Consider the following 16,413-nt stretch of genomic DNA (forward strand, 5'->3'; position numbering starts at 1 on the left):
CGTTCCGTCCTCAGCGAGTTACGCGGTCGAGCGCGGCGATCTGCGTCGCCGCCAGCAGGAAGCCGCCGACGCCGTAGAACTGCGTATCGTCGGCCTGCACGCTTTCGGGCCGGTCGCTGACCTGCTGTACCCAGCCCAAGCGGCCATCGGGGCGGATCGACCGTTCGAGCGCCGCCCAGCCCGCCCGCGCGACCGGGGCATAGTCGGCGCGGGGCAGCAGCCCGGCATTGACCCCCCATGCCATGCCATAGGTGTAGAAGGCGGTGCCACTCGATTCGGGTGGCGAATCCTCGGGCGCGAGCAGCGAGGGCGCCCAATAGCCGTCGGGCTTCTGCACGCGCTTCAGCTTCGCCGCCATCGCGCGGAACAGCGCTTCCATCCGCACCCGGTCGGCGCTGCCCTTCGCCAGCAGCGGAATGGTCCGCGCCATGCCGGCAAAGACCCAGCCGTTGCCACGGCTCCAAAACTGCTTGCGCTGTTTCGCGTCGCGACGTTCAAAGAAGCGGCTGTCGCGGTAATAAAGCTGCTCGACCGGATCGAGCAGGAAGTCGGTCGTCGCCCAGAACTCGCGCAACGCGAAGTCGCGATATTTGGGATTGCCGGTCTGGCGCGACAGCTCGGCCAGCGCGGGCGGCGCCATGAACAGCGCATCGCACCAGCACCAGCGCGTCAGGCATTCGGTATCGCCATAGCCCGATGGCGGCACCGCGAAGGCGAGCGTGGTGACGGCGGGCCGATCGACGATATGGTCGAACGTCGCGGTGGCGGGACCGCGCGCCGCCGGCCCCGCGCCATGCGCCGCGGCCCACAGATAGCTTTGGGTGATGGCGTGATCGTCGGCGAAATAGGGCTTCTCGCCCGGCGTCCAGTCATTGGCGCGGCCCATCGCCAGAATCGCGTCGCGGACACGCGGCGGCGCGCCGGCATCGACCAGCGCGGTCATCCCGACCCAGAACACCGCCTGTTCCCAGGCGCGCGGTTTGCGCGTCTCGCCGGTCGCGCGGCTGACATGCGCCGCGTCGTTCATCCGCGCGAGCTGCCAGTCGGCCAGCGCCACCGCCCGCGCCAGCGGGGCTGCGCGCTGGTCGGCCGGCGCCACGGCCGGCGGGGGTGCGGCGGAAGCGGCGGGCGATGCGAGGGCGGCGAGGAAGAGAGCGATCATCAAGGAATTGTCATACAAGACGGGATGGCAGTCAATTGCATCGCGTCCGCCCTCCCCCTGCTGGCACATTCGCCCGATGTCGGCGTATCGTGCCGGTGGGACGATCGACGGCGGGGAGCGGGCGGATGGCGGATTGGACATACGGGCTGGCGATCCTGCCGCTGCTGGTCGCCGGCGGCAGCGGATCGGCGCAGGTCCCGCCCGGTGGCTATGCCGCGCGGATGATCGACGCACCGCCGCCCGCGCTGAACCTCGATCCCTTCTATCGCCGCCACATCGACGCGGGCGGCATCCCGATCCTCTCGTCGGCGGCGGTGCCCGACGAGGCGCTGTTGCTGGCGCGCGACATCGCGGTGGCGATGGTCGCCGACCGGCCCGACCTGCGCCGGGCGATGATCGCCTCGGGCCTTCGCGTGGCGATCATGGGCGTCGACGAAGGCACGCTCGACCTGCCCGAACAGCGCGACTGGAAGAAACCGGCGATCGACGATCCGCGCCTGACGATCTGCGAACGCAAGCTCTACCCCGACCGGATCGGCCGGCTGAGCGACCGCGACTATTGGAACAACCGGGCGCGCGGCATGGGCGGGCAACTGACCAGCGCCGCGACCGAGAATCTGCTCGGGACGCCCGGCACGCGCTATTATGGCGAGAACATCTTCGTCCATGAATTCTCGCACGCGATCCTCGCCGCCGCGCGGACGGCCGATCCGGCGTTCTACGGGCGGGTCGAGGCGGCCTATCGATCGGCGATGGCGAAGGGCATGTGGAAGGGCGAATATGCCGCCGTCACGCTCGACGAATATTGGGCGGAAGGCACGCAGACCTGGTTCAATTCCAACCGGCTGGCGGTGATCGACGGGCGACGCATCCTGTCACACGACGATCTGGCCACCTATGACGTGGCGCTCTTCAACGTGCTGGGCGAGGTCTATGGCACGCGCCACCGCCTGCCCGGCGACGTGTTCTACCAGCATCCGGCGCGCACCCCGCCGGGGCCGGTCCCCGCCTCGACCGCCGAGGTCTGCTGACCGCTCAGCCGCACGCCGGGCTGTCGCCGACCGGCGGCGGTGGCGGTGCGGCGCGCGGAGCAAGCGCCTCCCATTCCTCGACTGCCAGCCCGGCATGGCGATCCGCCGTGCCCGACGCGACAAGCACCGCGCGCAGGCAGCGGGTGGTGACGGGCGCAAAGCGCACCGACTGCCATTCGCCGGCGCGGGCGGCGGGCAAGGCGGCGGCGATCCGCTGCCAGCCGTCCCGCCAATATTCCAGGTGCCATGCGGCCGGCGGAGCCACCCCCTCGACCGCGCCGGCCGGACGATCCGCCCAGAACCGGATGCGGCTGCCATCCAGCGTCACCGCCCGTGGCCAGCGATATTCGATCCAGTGCCGTGGCGCGCCGTCCGCGGCCGCGCTGCCCCACAGGTCGGGCGGCAACGGCGCGGCGCGGACGATCCCGTCGTTCAGCGCGCGCAGCCAGTAGCGCACCGGCACCGGCTCGTTCGACGCATGCGGAGCCGCCCCGCCCGCGATATTGCGCGTCGGCCGGGGCGGCGGGAGCGGCCGCCGGGTCGGCCGGACCGGACGGATCGCGGCGGGTGTGACGCTGTCGTCCCAGGTCATCCGGTCGATCGCGACGCTGCGCTGGAAATGCCCGCCGCCCACCGCATCGGCGGTGTGATAGGTCAGATACCATCGCCCCTTGAACGCGACCGCACCGGCATGGCTGGTGGTCGAGCTGACCGGGCGCAGCACGATCCCGCGATAGGTCCATGGCCCGAGCGGCGTCGGCGCGCTGCCATAGGCGATGCAGGCATGATACAGCGTCGGCGTGCAGGGCGACCCCGGCCCGGCGTTGTTCGCCGCATAGAGCAGATAATAGGTGCCGCGCCGCTTCATCAGCCACGGCGCCTCGAAGAAGCCGGTAAGCGACGATACCGCGACCGGCGAGCCGATCGGCGTCACCATGTCCGCCGCCAGCTCGACGCCGCGCAACTGGCCGAAGGTCCCCCAATACAGGAACACCCGCCCGTCGTCATCGACCAGCACCGTCGGATCGATGTTCTGGATGGTATTGGCCACCGGCAGCGCCTGCGACACGATCGGCCCGGTCGGGTGTGCGTCGCGCCATGGCCCCGGCATCCGATCGGCCACCGCGACGCCGATCGCGAACCGGTCGCGCAGCGCCGCGTCGCGGGTTTCGACCGGGGCATAGAGATAGAAGCGCCCGTCGCGCCCCTTCACCACCTGCCCGGCATAGGCCCGCCCCGGCATCGCCCAGGCGAAGACCGCCTCGGGCCGCGCGATCGCCGGATAATGCGTCCAGCGGCCCGACGCCGGATCGCGGGTGGCGAGCGCCTGCCATTCGTTCATGATGAAATCATTGACCCCGGGCGGAGCCTCATCACGCCCGGCCCATATCCACAACCGGTCGCCATCGACCAGCGGCGCCGGATCGGTCGAATAGGTCCGTCCATCGGCAAGGATCGGATTGCCCGGCGCGACCACCGGCCGGGCGGTTTGCGCCGCCAGTCCGGCCGGTAGCAGCATCGCCGTCGCCATGGCCCGGTACCAGCCGGTGTGCGCGCGCCTTGGCGCAGCTCGATCGATAGCCTGTGTCACCCGGTTCGCTCCCCCTCGCCAGACCGGTGTAGTTCTGTATACGATATAAGGAAAGCTGGTGCGGGTTGATTCGGCCCCGGCCCAAGGGGAAAAGGGTTCCGATGAACATGCTCCGGTCATCGACATGCGCGATGCTGCTGCTGACCGCCGCCGTCCTGCCCGGTTCGGCGGCGATGGTTGCGGCGCAGGAGCGTGCGGCAACGCCGGTCCATCCGCCGGTCGCCACCACCCCCTATCGCATCGGCAACTTCGCGGTGCGGTTGCGCAGCGACACGCAGACGCTGGCCAGCCTGCGCCCCGACGCCGATCCGGCGTTCGACTTCGTACCCGCCGCTCGCGAGGCGGAACGGGCGGGTGACGGCTATGTCCATATCGGCGACCTGCATCTGCGGTTGCGGACGGCAAACGGCGAATGGCGCGATTTCGCCTCGGCCAAGGCACGCCGGCCGATCCATGCGCTGCCCCTTGCCCCCGGCGTGGTCGCGGCGGCGGACATCACCGCGACCATGGGCGAAGGCATCCCGCTCACCGTCGAACGCCAGTGGATCGATGCCGGTGGCATGCTGGTGCTGCGCTTCACGCTCGCCAACCCCGGCACGGTCCCGGTCGAGGTCGGCGCGATGGGCATGCCAATGGTGTTCGACAACATCATCACCGATCGCAGCCTCGACGAAGCGCATGCGCAGGCCAGTTTCGTCGACCCCTATATCGGGCGTGACGCGGGCTATCTTCAGGTCACGCGGCTGAACGGTGCCGGCCCCGCTCTGCTCGTCCTGCCCGAAGCCGGCACGCCGCTGGAAGCATGGCGGCCGATCCCGAGCGAAAAGGAGGCGAAGGGCCAGTCGTTCACCGACCGCAGCCCGCGCGGGCAAACCTCCGAAGGCTTCTACGACTGGACGGTCGCCAGCGCCGCCTATGCGAGCCGCGAATGGGCAAAGGCGGACGACCAATGGAACCGGCCGACCGGCTTCACCCTTGCGCCCGGCGAACGGCGCAGCTTCGGCGTGCGGCTGGTCCAGTCGCCGACGATCCGCGCGATCGAGACGACGCTTGCCGCCAACGCACGGCCGGTGGCGATCGGCGTGCCGGGCTATGTCGTGCCGACCGACCTCGACGCCAGCCTGTTCGTGAAGGCGCCGCAGCCGATCGCGCGGATCACGGTCGAACCGGCCGATGCGATGACGCTCACCCGCGCCGGCGAGGTGAACGGGTGGCAACGGCTTGCCGTGCGCGGGACCGGCTGGGGCCGGGCGCGGGTGTCGATCGGCTATGCCGACGGGTCGGTGCAGACGGTCAGCTATTTCGTCACCAAGCCGCTGGATCGGACGATGGCCGATCTCGGCCGCTTCGCGACGACGAAACAATGGTTCGAGGGCACGGGCGACCCGTTCGGCCGATCGCCGGCGATCCTGACCTATGACAATGATGCCAAGGCGATCGTGCGCCAGGAACCGCGCGTCTGGATCGCGGGGATGAGCGACGAGGGCGGCGGCGGAAGCTGGGTCGCGGCGATGATGAAACAGCTCGACCACCCCGACATGGCCGAGGTCGCTAAGCTGGAACGGATGGTCGACGAAACCGTGGCCGGCCGGTTGCAGGTCGAGGGCGGCTCGACCGACGGCGCGGTGCGCAAGAGCCTGTTCTATTATGATCCGGCGCTGCATCCCGGCGCCTATGACCCGGCGGCGAACTGGACGACGTGGACGTCGTGGTCGAAGAAGGATGCGAACGACCTCGGCCGCGCCTATAATTATCCGCATGTCGCGATCGGCCATTGGGTGCTGTATCGCACCGCGCGCAACCATCCGGGGCTGGTGACGCGGCACGACTGGCGCTGGTATCTCGAGCGCGCCTACGCGACGACGGTGGCGATGATGCGCGACGCGCCGCATTACGCCCAGTTCGGGCTGATGGAAGGCGACGTGTTCCTCGACATCCTCCACGACCTGAAGCGCGAGGGGATGAGCGTTCAGGCGACCGCGATGGAAGCGCTGATGCGGGGCCGCGCCGATCACTGGAAAACGCTGAAATATCCCTTTGGCAGCGAAATGGCGTGGGATTCGACCGGCCAGCCCGAAGTCTATGCGTGGATGCGCTATTTCGGACACCAGCCGCAGGCGGATACGACGCGCGAGGTGATCCTCGGTTATGATCCGACGATCCCGCACTGGGGCTATAACGGCAATGCCCGGCGCTATTGGGACTTTCTCTATGGCGGCAAGGTGCCCCGGATCGAACGACAGATCCATCATTACGGATCGACGCTGAACGCGGTGCCGCTGTTCGATGCGTTCCGGGCGGACCCGGCCGACCTGCACCTGCTGCGCGTCGCCTATGGCGGGTTGATGGGCGGGATCACCAACATCGATCGCGACGGCTTTTCGTCCGCCGCCTTCCATGCCGCACCCGACATGCTGAAATGGGACGCCTATTCGGGCGACTATGGCATGGGCCTCTATGGTCACGCGATCGCGGCGGCGACCTATGTCGTCAACGATCCGACCTTCGGCTGGCTCGCCTATGGCGGCAATCTTGCGCAGGCAAACGGCGCGCTGACGGTCACGCCGAAGGACGGCGCGCGCAGCCGGTTGTTCATCGCGCCGGCGAAGGCATGGATCACGCTGGCGGCGGGCAAGATCGCCTCGGCGCGCTATGTGCCCGCGACCGGGGCGATCACGCTGACGCTCGACCCGGCCGATGCCCATACTCCGGCGGCGCGGCTGATGGTGGAGGCGACCGCACCCGACGCCCTGCCCTATCGCCCGGTACGCGGTGTGCCGGAGCGCGGCGGCTACACCATCGCGCTCGGCCGGGGCACGACGACCGTGGAACTGCGGACCGGGGCACGCCGCAAAGCCCGTTGAGCTTTCCGGCATCCAGCCTATCATTGTGCGACACGAAGGTCCGGGGGTGGCGTGGCGATCGACTTGAAGGCGGTGGAAGGGCTTGCCACCGATCAGCCGTCGCTGAAGGCCGCCGCCGGGCTCGTCAAACCCGGCAAATGGTCGGGCGTGGGCATAAGCGACGATGGCGCGCTGATCTGGGGCGAATGCGCTGGATCGGGCGCGAACCCGTACCGGGTGATGGCCGACCTGCGTGACCTCGGCAACAAATGCACCTGCCCGTCGCGCAAATTCCCGTGCAAACACAGCCTCGCGCTGCTGTGGCTCCATGCCGAGGCGATCGTCCCCTTTCCCACCGCCGAGACCCCCGACTGGGTCGGCGACTGGCTGGCCCGGCGACGCGCCCCCTCGACAAAAACCGCCGCACCCGCTGCCCCCAAGGACCTCCATGCCGCCCGCACCGTCGACCCCGAACCGGTCGAGGACGCCAGGGCTGATGCGAAGCGCGAGGCCGCCGCCGTCAAGCGCGCCGGGGATACCGAACGCGCGATCCTCGACGCGCTCGATGCGCTGGAGGGATGGGTCGGCGACCAGTTGCGCCTCGGGCTGGGCGGGTTCGTCGATGAGGTGACGACGCGCTGTCGCCGGATCGGCGCACGGCTGGTCGACGGCAAGGCGGCAGCGCTCGCCGGCCATATCGACGAACTGCCCGCGCGGCTGCTGGCGCTGCAACCGGGCGACCGGGTGCGCGGGGCGACGGTCGAGCTTGCGCGGCTGGTGCTGCTCGCCCGCGCCGCTCGCGCGGCTCCGCACGATCCCGAACTGCGCCGTGCCGTCGCCACCGCCGAGAATCGCGAAACGCTGCTCGCCGACCCGTCCGCGCCGCGCGTGTCGAGCGTGTGGGAAGTCCTCGCCGAGCGGGTCCACACCCGCCGCGACGGGCTGGTGTCGCAGACGACATGGCTGCTGAACCTTGGCGGCAGCCCGCGCTTCGCGATGCTGCTCGATTTCTTTCCGGCCAGCGTCGGCCGTCGTGGATCGGTGTTCACGCCGGGCGAGCAATTCCCCGCCGAACTGGTGTTCTATCCGGCGCGCTCGCCACTGCGCGCGCTGCTGCTCCGGCGCGAGGCCACGCTGATCGACGGTCCGCCGCTCGACTGGCCCGCGATCGACGGCCCGCTCGCCGCCACGCTGACCGACCCGCTGCTCGCCGAGCCATGGGCGACCGAACGTCCGGTCCTGCTCCCGCCCGGCCGCATCGGGTTCGACCGGGCCGGCACCGCGTGGTGGCGACAGCGGGATGGCGACCTCTGCCTGCCGCTCGCCGGCGACGCCGACGGGCTGATCGCCGGCACCGACCTGACCGGTGCCGCCGCGCTATGGTCGGGCAGCCGGATCGATCTGCTGGCGACGCGGACGCCATGGGGACGGGTCGATCATGGCTGACGATATTCTCGACACGCTGGGGCCGGTACTCACCCGCTGGACGATGGGTGGCAGCGCGGCATCGGTCGCGCCGGACGCATGGCGCGACCTGCTCGGGCAGGACCCGGCCGAAGCCGAATTGCGCCTGCTCGCGCTGTCCGGCCAGTATCTCGGTACGCTCGCCATCGCCGAACCCGTGGGCGGGGTCCAACCGCGCGGCGACATCCCGCAACTCGCGCAGCCACCGCTGGCCGATTCGCTGCGGCCGCGCGCGCGGCGGCTGCTCCAGCAATTGCGCGACCCGATGCGGCGGCACCTGCTCGACTTCCTCGACGCGCGCGGCCGGACGCTGCATCCCAGCGACTGGTTGCCCAGACCGGGCGACGACGTGCCCGCCGTCTATGCACCGTGGCAGGACTGGGCATCCGACGCGACGACCGCCGCCGACGGGCTGGACGCCGCAAGCTGGGACCGGCTCGGCCCCGCCGCACGCCGCGCCGCCTTCACCACGCTGCGCCAGCGCGATCCCGCCGCCGCGACCGCGCTGCTCGCGCAGAAGCTTGGTCAGGAAATCGCCGACCACCGCGTCCGCCTGATCGAGACGCTGGCGACCGGCCTGTCCGATTCCGACCGGCCGCTGCTCGAAAGCCTCGCCACCGACCGCGCGCCGCGCGTGAAGGCGCTCGCCGCATCGTTGCTCGCCCGCATGGGGCACGGCGTGACCGGTGGCGAGGATGCCGCTGAACTGGCCGCCTTCCATTCGGTCCAGACGAAGGGGCTGCTGCGTCGGACCAGAATAGTGGTGCCGCAACCGATCAAGACCCCGGCGCAGTCGACCCGCCGGAGCAATCTGTTCGATCTGGTCGCATTCGACGCCTTTGCCGATGCGCTCGCCCTGACCGCCGACGGACTGGCCGCGGCATGGGTCTGGCGTGACAACCACCGCAACGATTATGGCTTCGCGTCGATGATCGCCCGCTCCGCCCCCGACCCGATCATCGTCGCGGTTGTCGACGCGCTGACGACGCCAGACGATATTCATCTGCTGACGGCGCTGTTGCCGCGTCTCGACCAGCGTCAACGCCATGCCATCGCCACGCGATGGTTACGCACGACGGCCACGAGCTTCATGACCACGCTGTCGATCGCCGGCGGCTGCGGCGCGATCGACGATCCGATGACCACCCCCGCCGGCACCGCGCTGCTTGCCGCGATCGACGGTGGCGATCCCGCCGCCGAACTGCTGGCGCTCGGCCTGCTCGCGTCGCGCGACGGGGCGGTCCGGGCGCTCGACCGACTGGGCCGGGCGGGGCTGATCGCGTCCGACCCCCGGCTCGACATGCTGCGGCTGAACGCCGCGCTCGATGACAGGAGACTGCCCCGATGAGCGAAACGCTGCGCCTGCCCGCCGAGACGACCTATGCCGGTGAGCTGGCCGCGCTGGCGGCCGGCGATACCGATCGCCGCCCGCCCGGCTGGTCACTCTCGCCGAAACTGGTCGTCACCTATCTGATGGGCGGCCATGCCGCCGACGGGACGGTCATCACCCCCAAATACGTCGGCGACCAGCGGCTGATCGAAACGGCGGTGGCGACGCTGGCCACCGATCGCGCGCTGTTGCTGCTGGGCGTGCCGGGCACCGCCAAATCCTGGGTATCGGAGCATCTGGCCGCCGCGATCACCGGCGATTCGACGATGGTGATCCAATGCACCGCCGGCACCGACGAGAATCAGGTCCGCTACGGCTGGAACTATGCCCAGCTCCTCGCCCATGGCCCAAGCCGCGAGGCATTGGTGGCGACCCCGCTGATGCGCGCGATGGAGACCGGCAAGCTGTGCCGGATGGAAGAACTGACCCGGATGGGATCGGACGTGCAGGACACGCTCATCACCGTGCTGTCGGAAAAGATGATGCCGATCCCCGAACTGAACGGCGCGGTCTATGCCCGGCGTGGGTTCAACATCATCGCCACCGCCAACAACCGCGACAAGGGCGTCAACGACCTCAGCTCGGCGCTGAAACGCCGCTTCAACGTCGTCGTCCTGCCGCTGCCCGACAGCGCCGAGGAAGAAGTGGCGATCATCGTCAAGCGCGTCGGCGAAATGGCGCGCAGCCTCGACCTGCCCGAACCGAAGAACGTTGCGGAGGAAGTCGCGCGCGTCGTCGCGATCTTCCGCGAATTGCGCTCAGGCTCGACCGAGGACGGCAAGATCGCGCTCAAGACCCCGTCGGGCGGCCTGTCCACCGCCGAGGCGATCGGGGTGATGGTCGGCGGGATCAGCCAGGCGACCTTCTTCAACGATGGCCGCCTGACGCCCGAGACGCTGGCGGCGAACATGATCGGCGCGGTGGTCAAGGACCCGGTGCAGGACAAGGCGGTGCTCGGCGAATATCTCGAAACCGTGCTCAAGAAGCGGCGCGGGTTCGAACGCTATTATGCCTCGCTCACCGACCTGATCTGACGCGATGCCGGCCGACGTCTCGCTTTTCGGCATCCGCCACCACGGTCCGGGCTCGGCGCGCCGGCTGGTGGAGGCGCTGGACACGCTGCAACCGGGCACGGTGCTGATCGAGGGACCGGCCGATGCCTCGCACCTGCTGCCGATGCTCGCCGATCCGGCGATGGCGACCCCGGTCGCGCTGCTGACCTATGCCGAGGACGATCCGGCCGACGCCAGCTTTTTTCCCTTCGCCGACTATTCGCCGGAATATCAGGCGGCACGCTGGGCGGTGGCGCACGGTGCCGAACTACGTTTCATCGACCTGCCCGCCGCCGACCGGCCGGGTGCGCCGGGCAGGGAGACGGAGGGGGATGCGCCGATCACCACCGACGACGATCCGATCGCGCACGATCCGATCGGCATCCTCGCCGCCGCCGCCGGCTATGCCGATGGCGAATCTTGGTGGAGCGACGTGATCGAGGAGAATCCGGAATCGACCACGGTGTTCGCCGCCGTCGCCGATGCGATGACCGCGCTGCGCCGCGAAGCCCGCCCGCTTGGCCCCCGCGAAGCGGCACGCGAGGCGCATATGCGGATCGAGATCGCCCGCGCCGCCAAGGACAGCGATCGCCCGGTCGCAGTCGTCTGCGGGGCATGGCATGTCCCCGCGCTTGCCGAACGGCACAGCCTTGCCGCCGACCGCGCGCTGCTGAAAGGACGGCCGAAGGCAAAGATGAAGGCGACATGGGCACCCTGGACTGCCCCGCGCCTCGCCCGGTCGAGCGGCTATGGCGCCGGCGTCGTCGCGCCCGGCTGGTGCGACCATCTGTGGCACACCCGTGCGACGCAGGATCGCGACTCGATCTGGCTCGCGCGGATCGCGCGGGTGATGCGGACACGCGGCCATTTCGTCTCGACCGCCTCGGTGATCGAGGCGCAGCGGCTGGGGCATGCGCTTGCAGCCCTTCGCGAACGCCCGCATCCCGGGTTCGAGGAACTGCGCGAAGCGGCTATCGCCTGCCTGTGCAACGGCGAAGCTGCGGTGTGGGACGATATTGCCGCCGAACTGCTGATCGGATCGGCGGTCGGCGTCATCCCCGCCGACACCCCGCTCGCGCCGCTGCTGGAAGATCTGCAACGCCAGCAAAAGGCGACGCGCCTGAAACCCGAAGCGCTCGAACGCGCGCTGACGCTCGACCTGCGCAGCGACAGCGGCCTTGCTCGCTCGACCTTGCTCCACCGGTTGAATGCGCTCGACGTGCCATGGGGCCGCCTTGCCGATGCCGGGCGCAGCCGGGGGACGTTCCGCGAAAACTGGCTGCTGGCATGGCAGCCCGAATATGCGGTCCGGCTGGTCGAAAACCTCGTCCATGGCTCGACGATCGCCAAGGCGGCGGCGGGGCGGCTAGGGGAGGCGATGCGCGCCGAGGCCGATCTGGGGAGGCTTGCCGCATTGGTCCGCAGCGCGATGGTCGCCGATCTCGACCAGGCGACCGAAACCGGCATCGCGCTGCTCGAACGGCGCGCGGCGCTGACCGACGATTGCCACGCGCTGCTCGCGGCACTCCCGCCGATGGCCGACATCCTGCGCTATGGCGAGGCGCGCGCCGGAACGGTCGAGCATTTGGGCGAACTGATGCCACGCATCGTGGTGCAGGCGGCGATCGCCCTGCCCTATGCCGCGCGCGGGCTCGACGACGATGCGGCGGGCGCGTTGCGGTCGGCGATCCTCGCCGCCGAAAGCGCGATCCAGCTCGCCCAGCTCGACGCCGACGTCGTGACCCGCTGGCACGACGCGCTCGCCACGCTTGGCGAGGACGATCAGGCGACCCGCCTCGTCGCCGGCACCGCCGCGCGGCTGCTCTACGAAGCCGATCGGCTGACCGCTACCGATGCAGCAACGTTGCTCGGCCGGATGCTGTCGCCGGGCACGCCCGTCGCGCAGGCAGCAGGGTTCTTCGAGGGCTTTCTGGAAGGTGCCGGGGCGCGGCTGATCCACGACATCGTGCTGCGCGATGCGGTCGACGGGTGGCTCGGCGGGCTGGACGAGGAGGCGTTCGTCGCCAACCTGCCGCTGTTCCGCCGGGTGTTCGCCGCTCTCGATCGCAACGAACGCCGCCGCCTGCTCGATGCGGCGCTCGGGGGCACGGGCAAGGACCATCGCGGCTATCGGCTGTTACCGGGCGCCGCGACATTATGGCCGGCACATGAAGCGCGCATCATGGCGCTGATGACGGGGGCGGCATGACAGAGGACCACGAACGCAGCCGCCGCTGGACGCTGGCGTTGGGCGTCGAGGAAAGCGACGACGTCAGCTATCCCCTGTCCGACAGCGACCGACGCATGGCGCAGGCGCTCGCCGCGCTCTACGGCGATGGCGACGAAGGAAAGAAAGGGCGCGGCGGCCTCGGCGGGTCGGCGCCGAGCGTCGCCAAATGGCTGGGAGACATTCGCGAATTCTTTCCGACGCCGGTCGTGCAGGTGATCCAGAAGGATGCGTTCGAGCGCAAGGGCCTGCGCCAGATGCTGCTCGAACACGAATTTCTGGCGACCGTCGAGGCGGACGTGAACCTCGTCGCCGACCTCGTGGCGCTGCGCGGGGTGATGCCCGAAAAAACGCGGGAAACGGCACGCGCCGTGATCGCCAAGGTCGTCGCGGAACTGATGGCCCGGCTGGAGGCAAAAACCGCCGATGCGATCCGCGGCGCGCTCGACCGGTCGCGACGGACCACCCAGCCGCGCTTCGCCGACATCGACTGGCCCCGCACGATCCACGCGAACCTGCGCCATTATCAGGCGGCGCACCGCACCATCGTCCCCGAACGCCTGATCGGCTTCCTGCGCCAGCAGCGGCGGATCGTCGATCTGGACGAGGTGATCCTGTGCGTCGACCAGTCGGGATCGATGGCCAGTTCGGTCGTCTATGCCTCGATCTTCGCAGCAGTGATGGCGTCGCTGCCGGTGGTCGCGACCAAGCTGGTCTGTTTCGACACCGCGATCGTCGATTTGACCGAGGAACTGGCCGATCCGGTCGAGGTGCTCTTCGGCGTGCAACTGGGCGGCGGCACCGACATCAATCGTGCCGTCGCCTATTGCGCGGACCGGATCGAACGGCCGGTGAAGGCGCATCTAATACTCATCACCGACCTGTACGAAGGCGGCAATGCCGATGCGCTGGTCGACCGGCTGGCGCGGCTGGCGGTGTCGGGAGTGAACGTCGTCGTCCTGCTCGCGCTGACCGGCAGCGGCCGGCCATCCTATGATCCGCAGCTTTCGGCGCGGGTGGCGGCGCTCGGCATCCCGGTGTTCGCCTGCACCCCAGACCAGTTTCCCGACCTGATGGCGACGGCGCTACGCCGCGAGGACGTCCACCGCTGGGCGGCGGACAGCGACATCAAGACGATCCGCGCAGAAGACTAGATGGACAGTACGAAGGTGAATCCGAACGATCGATCACGCTCGCTTACTGGCAAGCACGCCGAACGCAAGCTGGCCCGCAGTCCTGTTGGACGCGGGCTATGTGTTGTGAGGCGTTGTAGTTTTGGTTGCGGGGACAGGATTTGAACCTGTGACCTTCAGGTTATGAGCCTGACGAGCTACCGGGCTGCTCCACCCCGCGACACCTTGTTCGCCGTTGTRGGCGGAAGGGGTGTGGATATTTGAGACATTGTGATGTGCACCGGCTTCAATGCCTGGCGACGACCTACTCTTCCATCGCTTGAGCGATAGTACCATTGGCGCAGGTTGGTTTCACGGCCGAGTTCGGGATGGGATCGGGTGGTTCACAAACGCTATAGCCACCAGGCAATGAAGGCGGTGCACATTGGTTTTTTCAAATCGGTGTGTGTCAAGGCTTGAGCGGTTTCAACCACGTGAACGTCTAGCCAGTGCTGACGTTGGCGGTGTGAACTCTACAAGCGCGAATAGGACAATTAGTATCGGTTAGCTTCACGCGTTACCGCGCTTCCACATCCGATCTATCAAGGTCGTGGTCTCCGACCGTCCTAAGAAATCTTATCTTGAGGGAGGCTTCCCGCTTAGATGCTTTCAGCGGTTATCCCGTCCGTACATAGCTACCCTGCTGCGCCGTTGGCACGACGACAGGTACACCAGAGGTACGTTCAACCCGGTCCTCTCGTACTAGGGTCAACTCCTCTCAAATTTCGACGCCCACGGCAGATAGGGACCAAACTGTCTCGCGACGTTCTGAACCCAGCTCACGTACCACTTTAATTGGCGAACAGCCAAACCCTTGGGACCTGCTCCAGCCCCAGGATGTGATGAGCCGACATCGAGGTGCCAAACAACCCCGTCGATATGAGCTCTTGGGGGTTATCAGCCTGTTATCCCCGGCGTACCTTTTATCCGTTGAGCGATGGCCCTTCCACGAGGGACCACCGGATCACTATGACCGACTTTCGTCTCTGCTCGACTTGTCAGTCTCGCAGTCAGGCTGGCTTATGCCATTGCACTCTAACAGACGGTTTCCAACCGTCCTGAGCCAACCTTCGCGCGCCTCCGTTACTCTTTAGGAGGCGACCGCCCCAGTCAAACTACCCGCCACAGAGGGTCCCTCGCCCAGTTTCATGGGCGCAGGTTAGACATCAGAAAACAACAGGGTGGTATTTCACCTATGGCTCCACATCATCTGGCGACGATGCTTCAAAGCCTCCCACCTATGCTACACAGTTCTTTCCTAATGCCACTCTGAAGCTGCAGTAAAGGTGCACGGGGTCTTTCCGTCTAACCGCGGGTACTCCGCATCTTCACGGAGAATTCAATTTCGCTGAGCATGTCCTGGAGACAGTGGGGAAGTCGTTACGCCATTCGTGCAGGTCGGAACTTACCCGACAAGGAATTTCGCTACCTTAGGACCGTTATAGTTACGGCCGCCGTTTACCTGGGCTTCATTTCAGAGCTTGCACCCCTCCACTTAACCTTCAGGCACCGGGCAGGCGTCAGGCCCTATACGTCGTCTTGAAGCCGACTTAGCAGAGCCCTGTGTTTTTGCTAAACAGTCGCTACCCCCTGGCCTGTGCCCCCCAACAGAGCTTGCGCCTAGTTGGGGCCTCCTTCTTCCGAAGGTACGGAGGCAATTTGCCGAGTTCCTTCAGGACACTTCTCTCAAGCGCCTTGGTATACTCTACCTGACCACCTGTGTCGGTTTCGGGTACGGTCTATACGGTGGGGCTATTTCCCGGGACAGCTTCGAAGCCGGATCAATCCGATAAGATCCGACAACACACGCCATCCGTCACACACCACCAGGCCCACGAATATTAACGTGGTTCCCATCGACTACCCCCTTCGGGCTCGTCTTAGGGGCCGGCTCACCCTGCGCGGATTAGCCTTGCGCAGGAACCCTTGGTCTTTCGGCGAGAGGGCATCTCACCCTCTTTATCGCTACTCATGTCTGCATTCGCACTTCCGATACCTCCACGACCCATTACCAGGCCGCTTCACAGGCGTACGGAACGCTCCGCTACCGCGTGGATAAATCCACACCCTAAGCTTCGGTGCGTGTCTTGAGCCCCGTTACATCTTCGCCGCAGGAACCCTTGTTTAGACCAGTGAGCTGTTACGCTTTCTTTAAAGGATGGCTGCTTCTAAGCCAACCTCCTGGTTGTTTTGGGATTCCCACATGCTTTCCCACTTAGACACGACTTGGGGACCTTAGCTGTAGGTCAGGGCTGTTTCCCTTTTGACGACGGACCTTAGCACCCGCCGTCTGTCTCCCGGATATCACTCTTATGTATTCGGAGTTTGGTTAGTGTTGGTAGATCTCGCGACCCCCGCAACCATCCAGTGCTCTACCCCATAAGGTGTCCATCCGAGGCACTACCTCAATAGTTTTCGCGGAGAACCAGCTATTTCCCGGCTTGATTGGCCTTTCACCCCTAAACACAACTCATCCGGTAA

General features: G+C 67.4%; 9 protein-coding genes, 1 tRNA gene and 2 rRNA genes (1 of these 12 cut by a window edge). 7 read left to right on the forward strand and 5 right to left on the reverse strand.

What is annotated here, in order from left to right:
* Positions 1 to 10 precede the first annotated feature (10 nt).
* Positions 11 to 1,162, reverse strand: a complete 1,152-nt coding sequence (locus tag ASG37_RS05700; RefSeq protein ID WP_055757385.1) for a glycoside hydrolase family 105 protein — start codon at positions 1,160 to 1,162, stop codon at positions 11 to 13.
* A 125-nt stretch (positions 1,163 to 1,287) separates the two neighbouring features.
* Between ASG37_RS05700 and ASG37_RS05705 the strand changes: the two genes are divergently transcribed.
* Entirely contained in the window at positions 1,288 to 2,193 is a 906-nt protein-coding gene (locus ASG37_RS05705) for a glycoside hydrolase (RefSeq protein ID WP_235525227.1), read from the forward strand.
* 4 nt (positions 2,194 to 2,197) lie between these two features.
* On the opposite strand, the gene ASG37_RS05710 is transcribed toward ASG37_RS05705, so the two are convergent.
* On the reverse strand, positions 2,198 to 3,724 hold the full coding sequence (locus tag ASG37_RS05710) for a family 43 glycosylhydrolase (RefSeq protein WP_055756847.1): 1,527 nt from the start codon (positions 3,722 to 3,724) through the stop codon (positions 2,198 to 2,200).
* Positions 3,725 to 3,915: 191 nt separating this feature from the next.
* Between ASG37_RS05710 and ASG37_RS05715 the strand changes: the two genes are divergently transcribed.
* Genes ASG37_RS05715 through ASG37_RS05740 form a run of 6 tightly spaced genes read left to right on the forward strand, consistent with a single transcriptional unit; the run spans position 3,916 to position 13,914 of the window.
* Positions 3,916 to 6,648 carry a DUF5695 domain-containing protein gene (locus tag ASG37_RS05715; RefSeq protein WP_156349178.1) on the forward strand — a complete coding sequence of 911 codons (2,733 nt, stop codon included), beginning with the start codon at positions 3,916 to 3,918 and terminating at the stop codon, positions 6,646 to 6,648.
* Between the two features lie 51 nt (positions 6,649 to 6,699).
* Positions 6,700 to 8,073, forward strand: coding sequence for an SWIM zinc finger family protein (locus tag ASG37_RS05720; protein ID WP_055756850.1), 1,374 nt, complete (start codon positions 6,700 to 6,702; stop codon positions 8,071 to 8,073).
* Positions 8,066 to 9,439, forward strand: a complete 1,374-nt coding sequence (locus ASG37_RS05725) for a DUF5691 domain-containing protein (RefSeq protein ID WP_055756852.1) — start codon at positions 8,066 to 8,068, stop codon at positions 9,437 to 9,439. Before ASG37_RS05720 ends, ASG37_RS05725 begins: the two co-directional genes overlap by 8 nt.
* The gene (locus ASG37_RS05730) at positions 9,436 to 10,515 is read left to right on the forward strand and encodes an ATP-binding protein (protein ID WP_055756854.1); all 1,080 of its coding nucleotides are present in this window, start codon (positions 9,436 to 9,438) and stop codon (positions 10,513 to 10,515) included. The genes ASG37_RS05725 and ASG37_RS05730 overlap by 4 nt, the downstream gene beginning before the upstream one ends.
* A 4-nt stretch (positions 10,516 to 10,519) precedes the next feature.
* Entirely contained in the window at positions 10,520 to 12,742 is a 2,223-nt protein-coding gene (locus ASG37_RS05735; protein ID WP_055756856.1) for a DUF5682 family protein, read from the forward strand.
* Positions 12,739 to 13,914 carry a VWA domain-containing protein gene (locus ASG37_RS05740; RefSeq protein WP_055756858.1) on the forward strand — a complete coding sequence of 392 codons (1,176 nt, stop codon included), beginning with the start codon at positions 12,739 to 12,741 and terminating at the stop codon, positions 13,912 to 13,914. The genes ASG37_RS05735 and ASG37_RS05740 overlap by 4 nt, the downstream gene beginning before the upstream one ends.
* A gap of 122 nt (positions 13,915 to 14,036) precedes the next feature.
* On the opposite strand, the gene ASG37_RS05745 is transcribed toward ASG37_RS05740, so the two are convergent.
* The 3 genes from ASG37_RS05745 to ASG37_RS05755 form a co-directional block, all read right to left on the reverse strand.
* A tRNA-Met gene (locus ASG37_RS05745) sits at positions 14,037 to 14,113 on the reverse strand.
* 71 nt (positions 14,114 to 14,184) lie between these two features.
* Positions 14,185 to 14,299, reverse strand: a 5S ribosomal RNA gene (gene rrf / locus ASG37_RS05750).
* 107 nt (positions 14,300 to 14,406) lie between these two features.
* Positions 14,407 to 16,413: ribosomal RNA gene (locus ASG37_RS05755) — 23S ribosomal RNA — on the reverse strand; it runs 784 nt beyond the window's last position.

The organism is Sphingomonas sp. Leaf407 (assembly GCF_001425385.1).
Taxonomy (GTDB): domain Bacteria; phylum Pseudomonadota; class Alphaproteobacteria; order Sphingomonadales; family Sphingomonadaceae; genus Sphingomonas.

Excerpts from the sequence above, each read along its gene's own strand:
- ASG37_RS05715 (WP_156349178.1), top strand. The coding sequence starts at position 3,916 with ATGCTGCTGCTGACCGCCGCCGTCCTGCCCGGTTCGGCGGCGATGGTT.
- ASG37_RS05700 (WP_055757385.1), bottom strand. The coding sequence starts at position 1,162 with ATGATCGCTCTCTTCCTCGCCGCCCTCGCATCGCCCGCCGCTTCCGCC.
- ASG37_RS05705 (WP_235525227.1), top strand. The coding sequence starts at position 1,288 with ATGGCGGATTGGACATACGGGCTGGCGATCCTGCCGCTGCTGGTCGCC.
- ASG37_RS05725 (WP_055756852.1), top strand. The coding sequence starts at position 8,066 with ATGGCTGACGATATTCTCGACACGCTGGGGCCGGTACTCACCCGCTGG.
- ASG37_RS05740 (WP_055756858.1), top strand. The coding sequence starts at position 12,739 with ATGACAGAGGACCACGAACGCAGCCGCCGCTGGACGCTGGCGTTGGGC.
- ASG37_RS05730 (WP_055756854.1), top strand. The coding sequence starts at position 9,436 with ATGAGCGAAACGCTGCGCCTGCCCGCCGAGACGACCTATGCCGGTGAG.
- ASG37_RS05735 (WP_055756856.1), top strand. The coding sequence starts at position 10,520 with ATGCCGGCCGACGTCTCGCTTTTCGGCATCCGCCACCACGGTCCGGGC.
- ASG37_RS05710 (WP_055756847.1), bottom strand. The coding sequence starts at position 3,724 with ATGGCGACGGCGATGCTGCTACCGGCCGGACTGGCGGCGCAAACCGCC.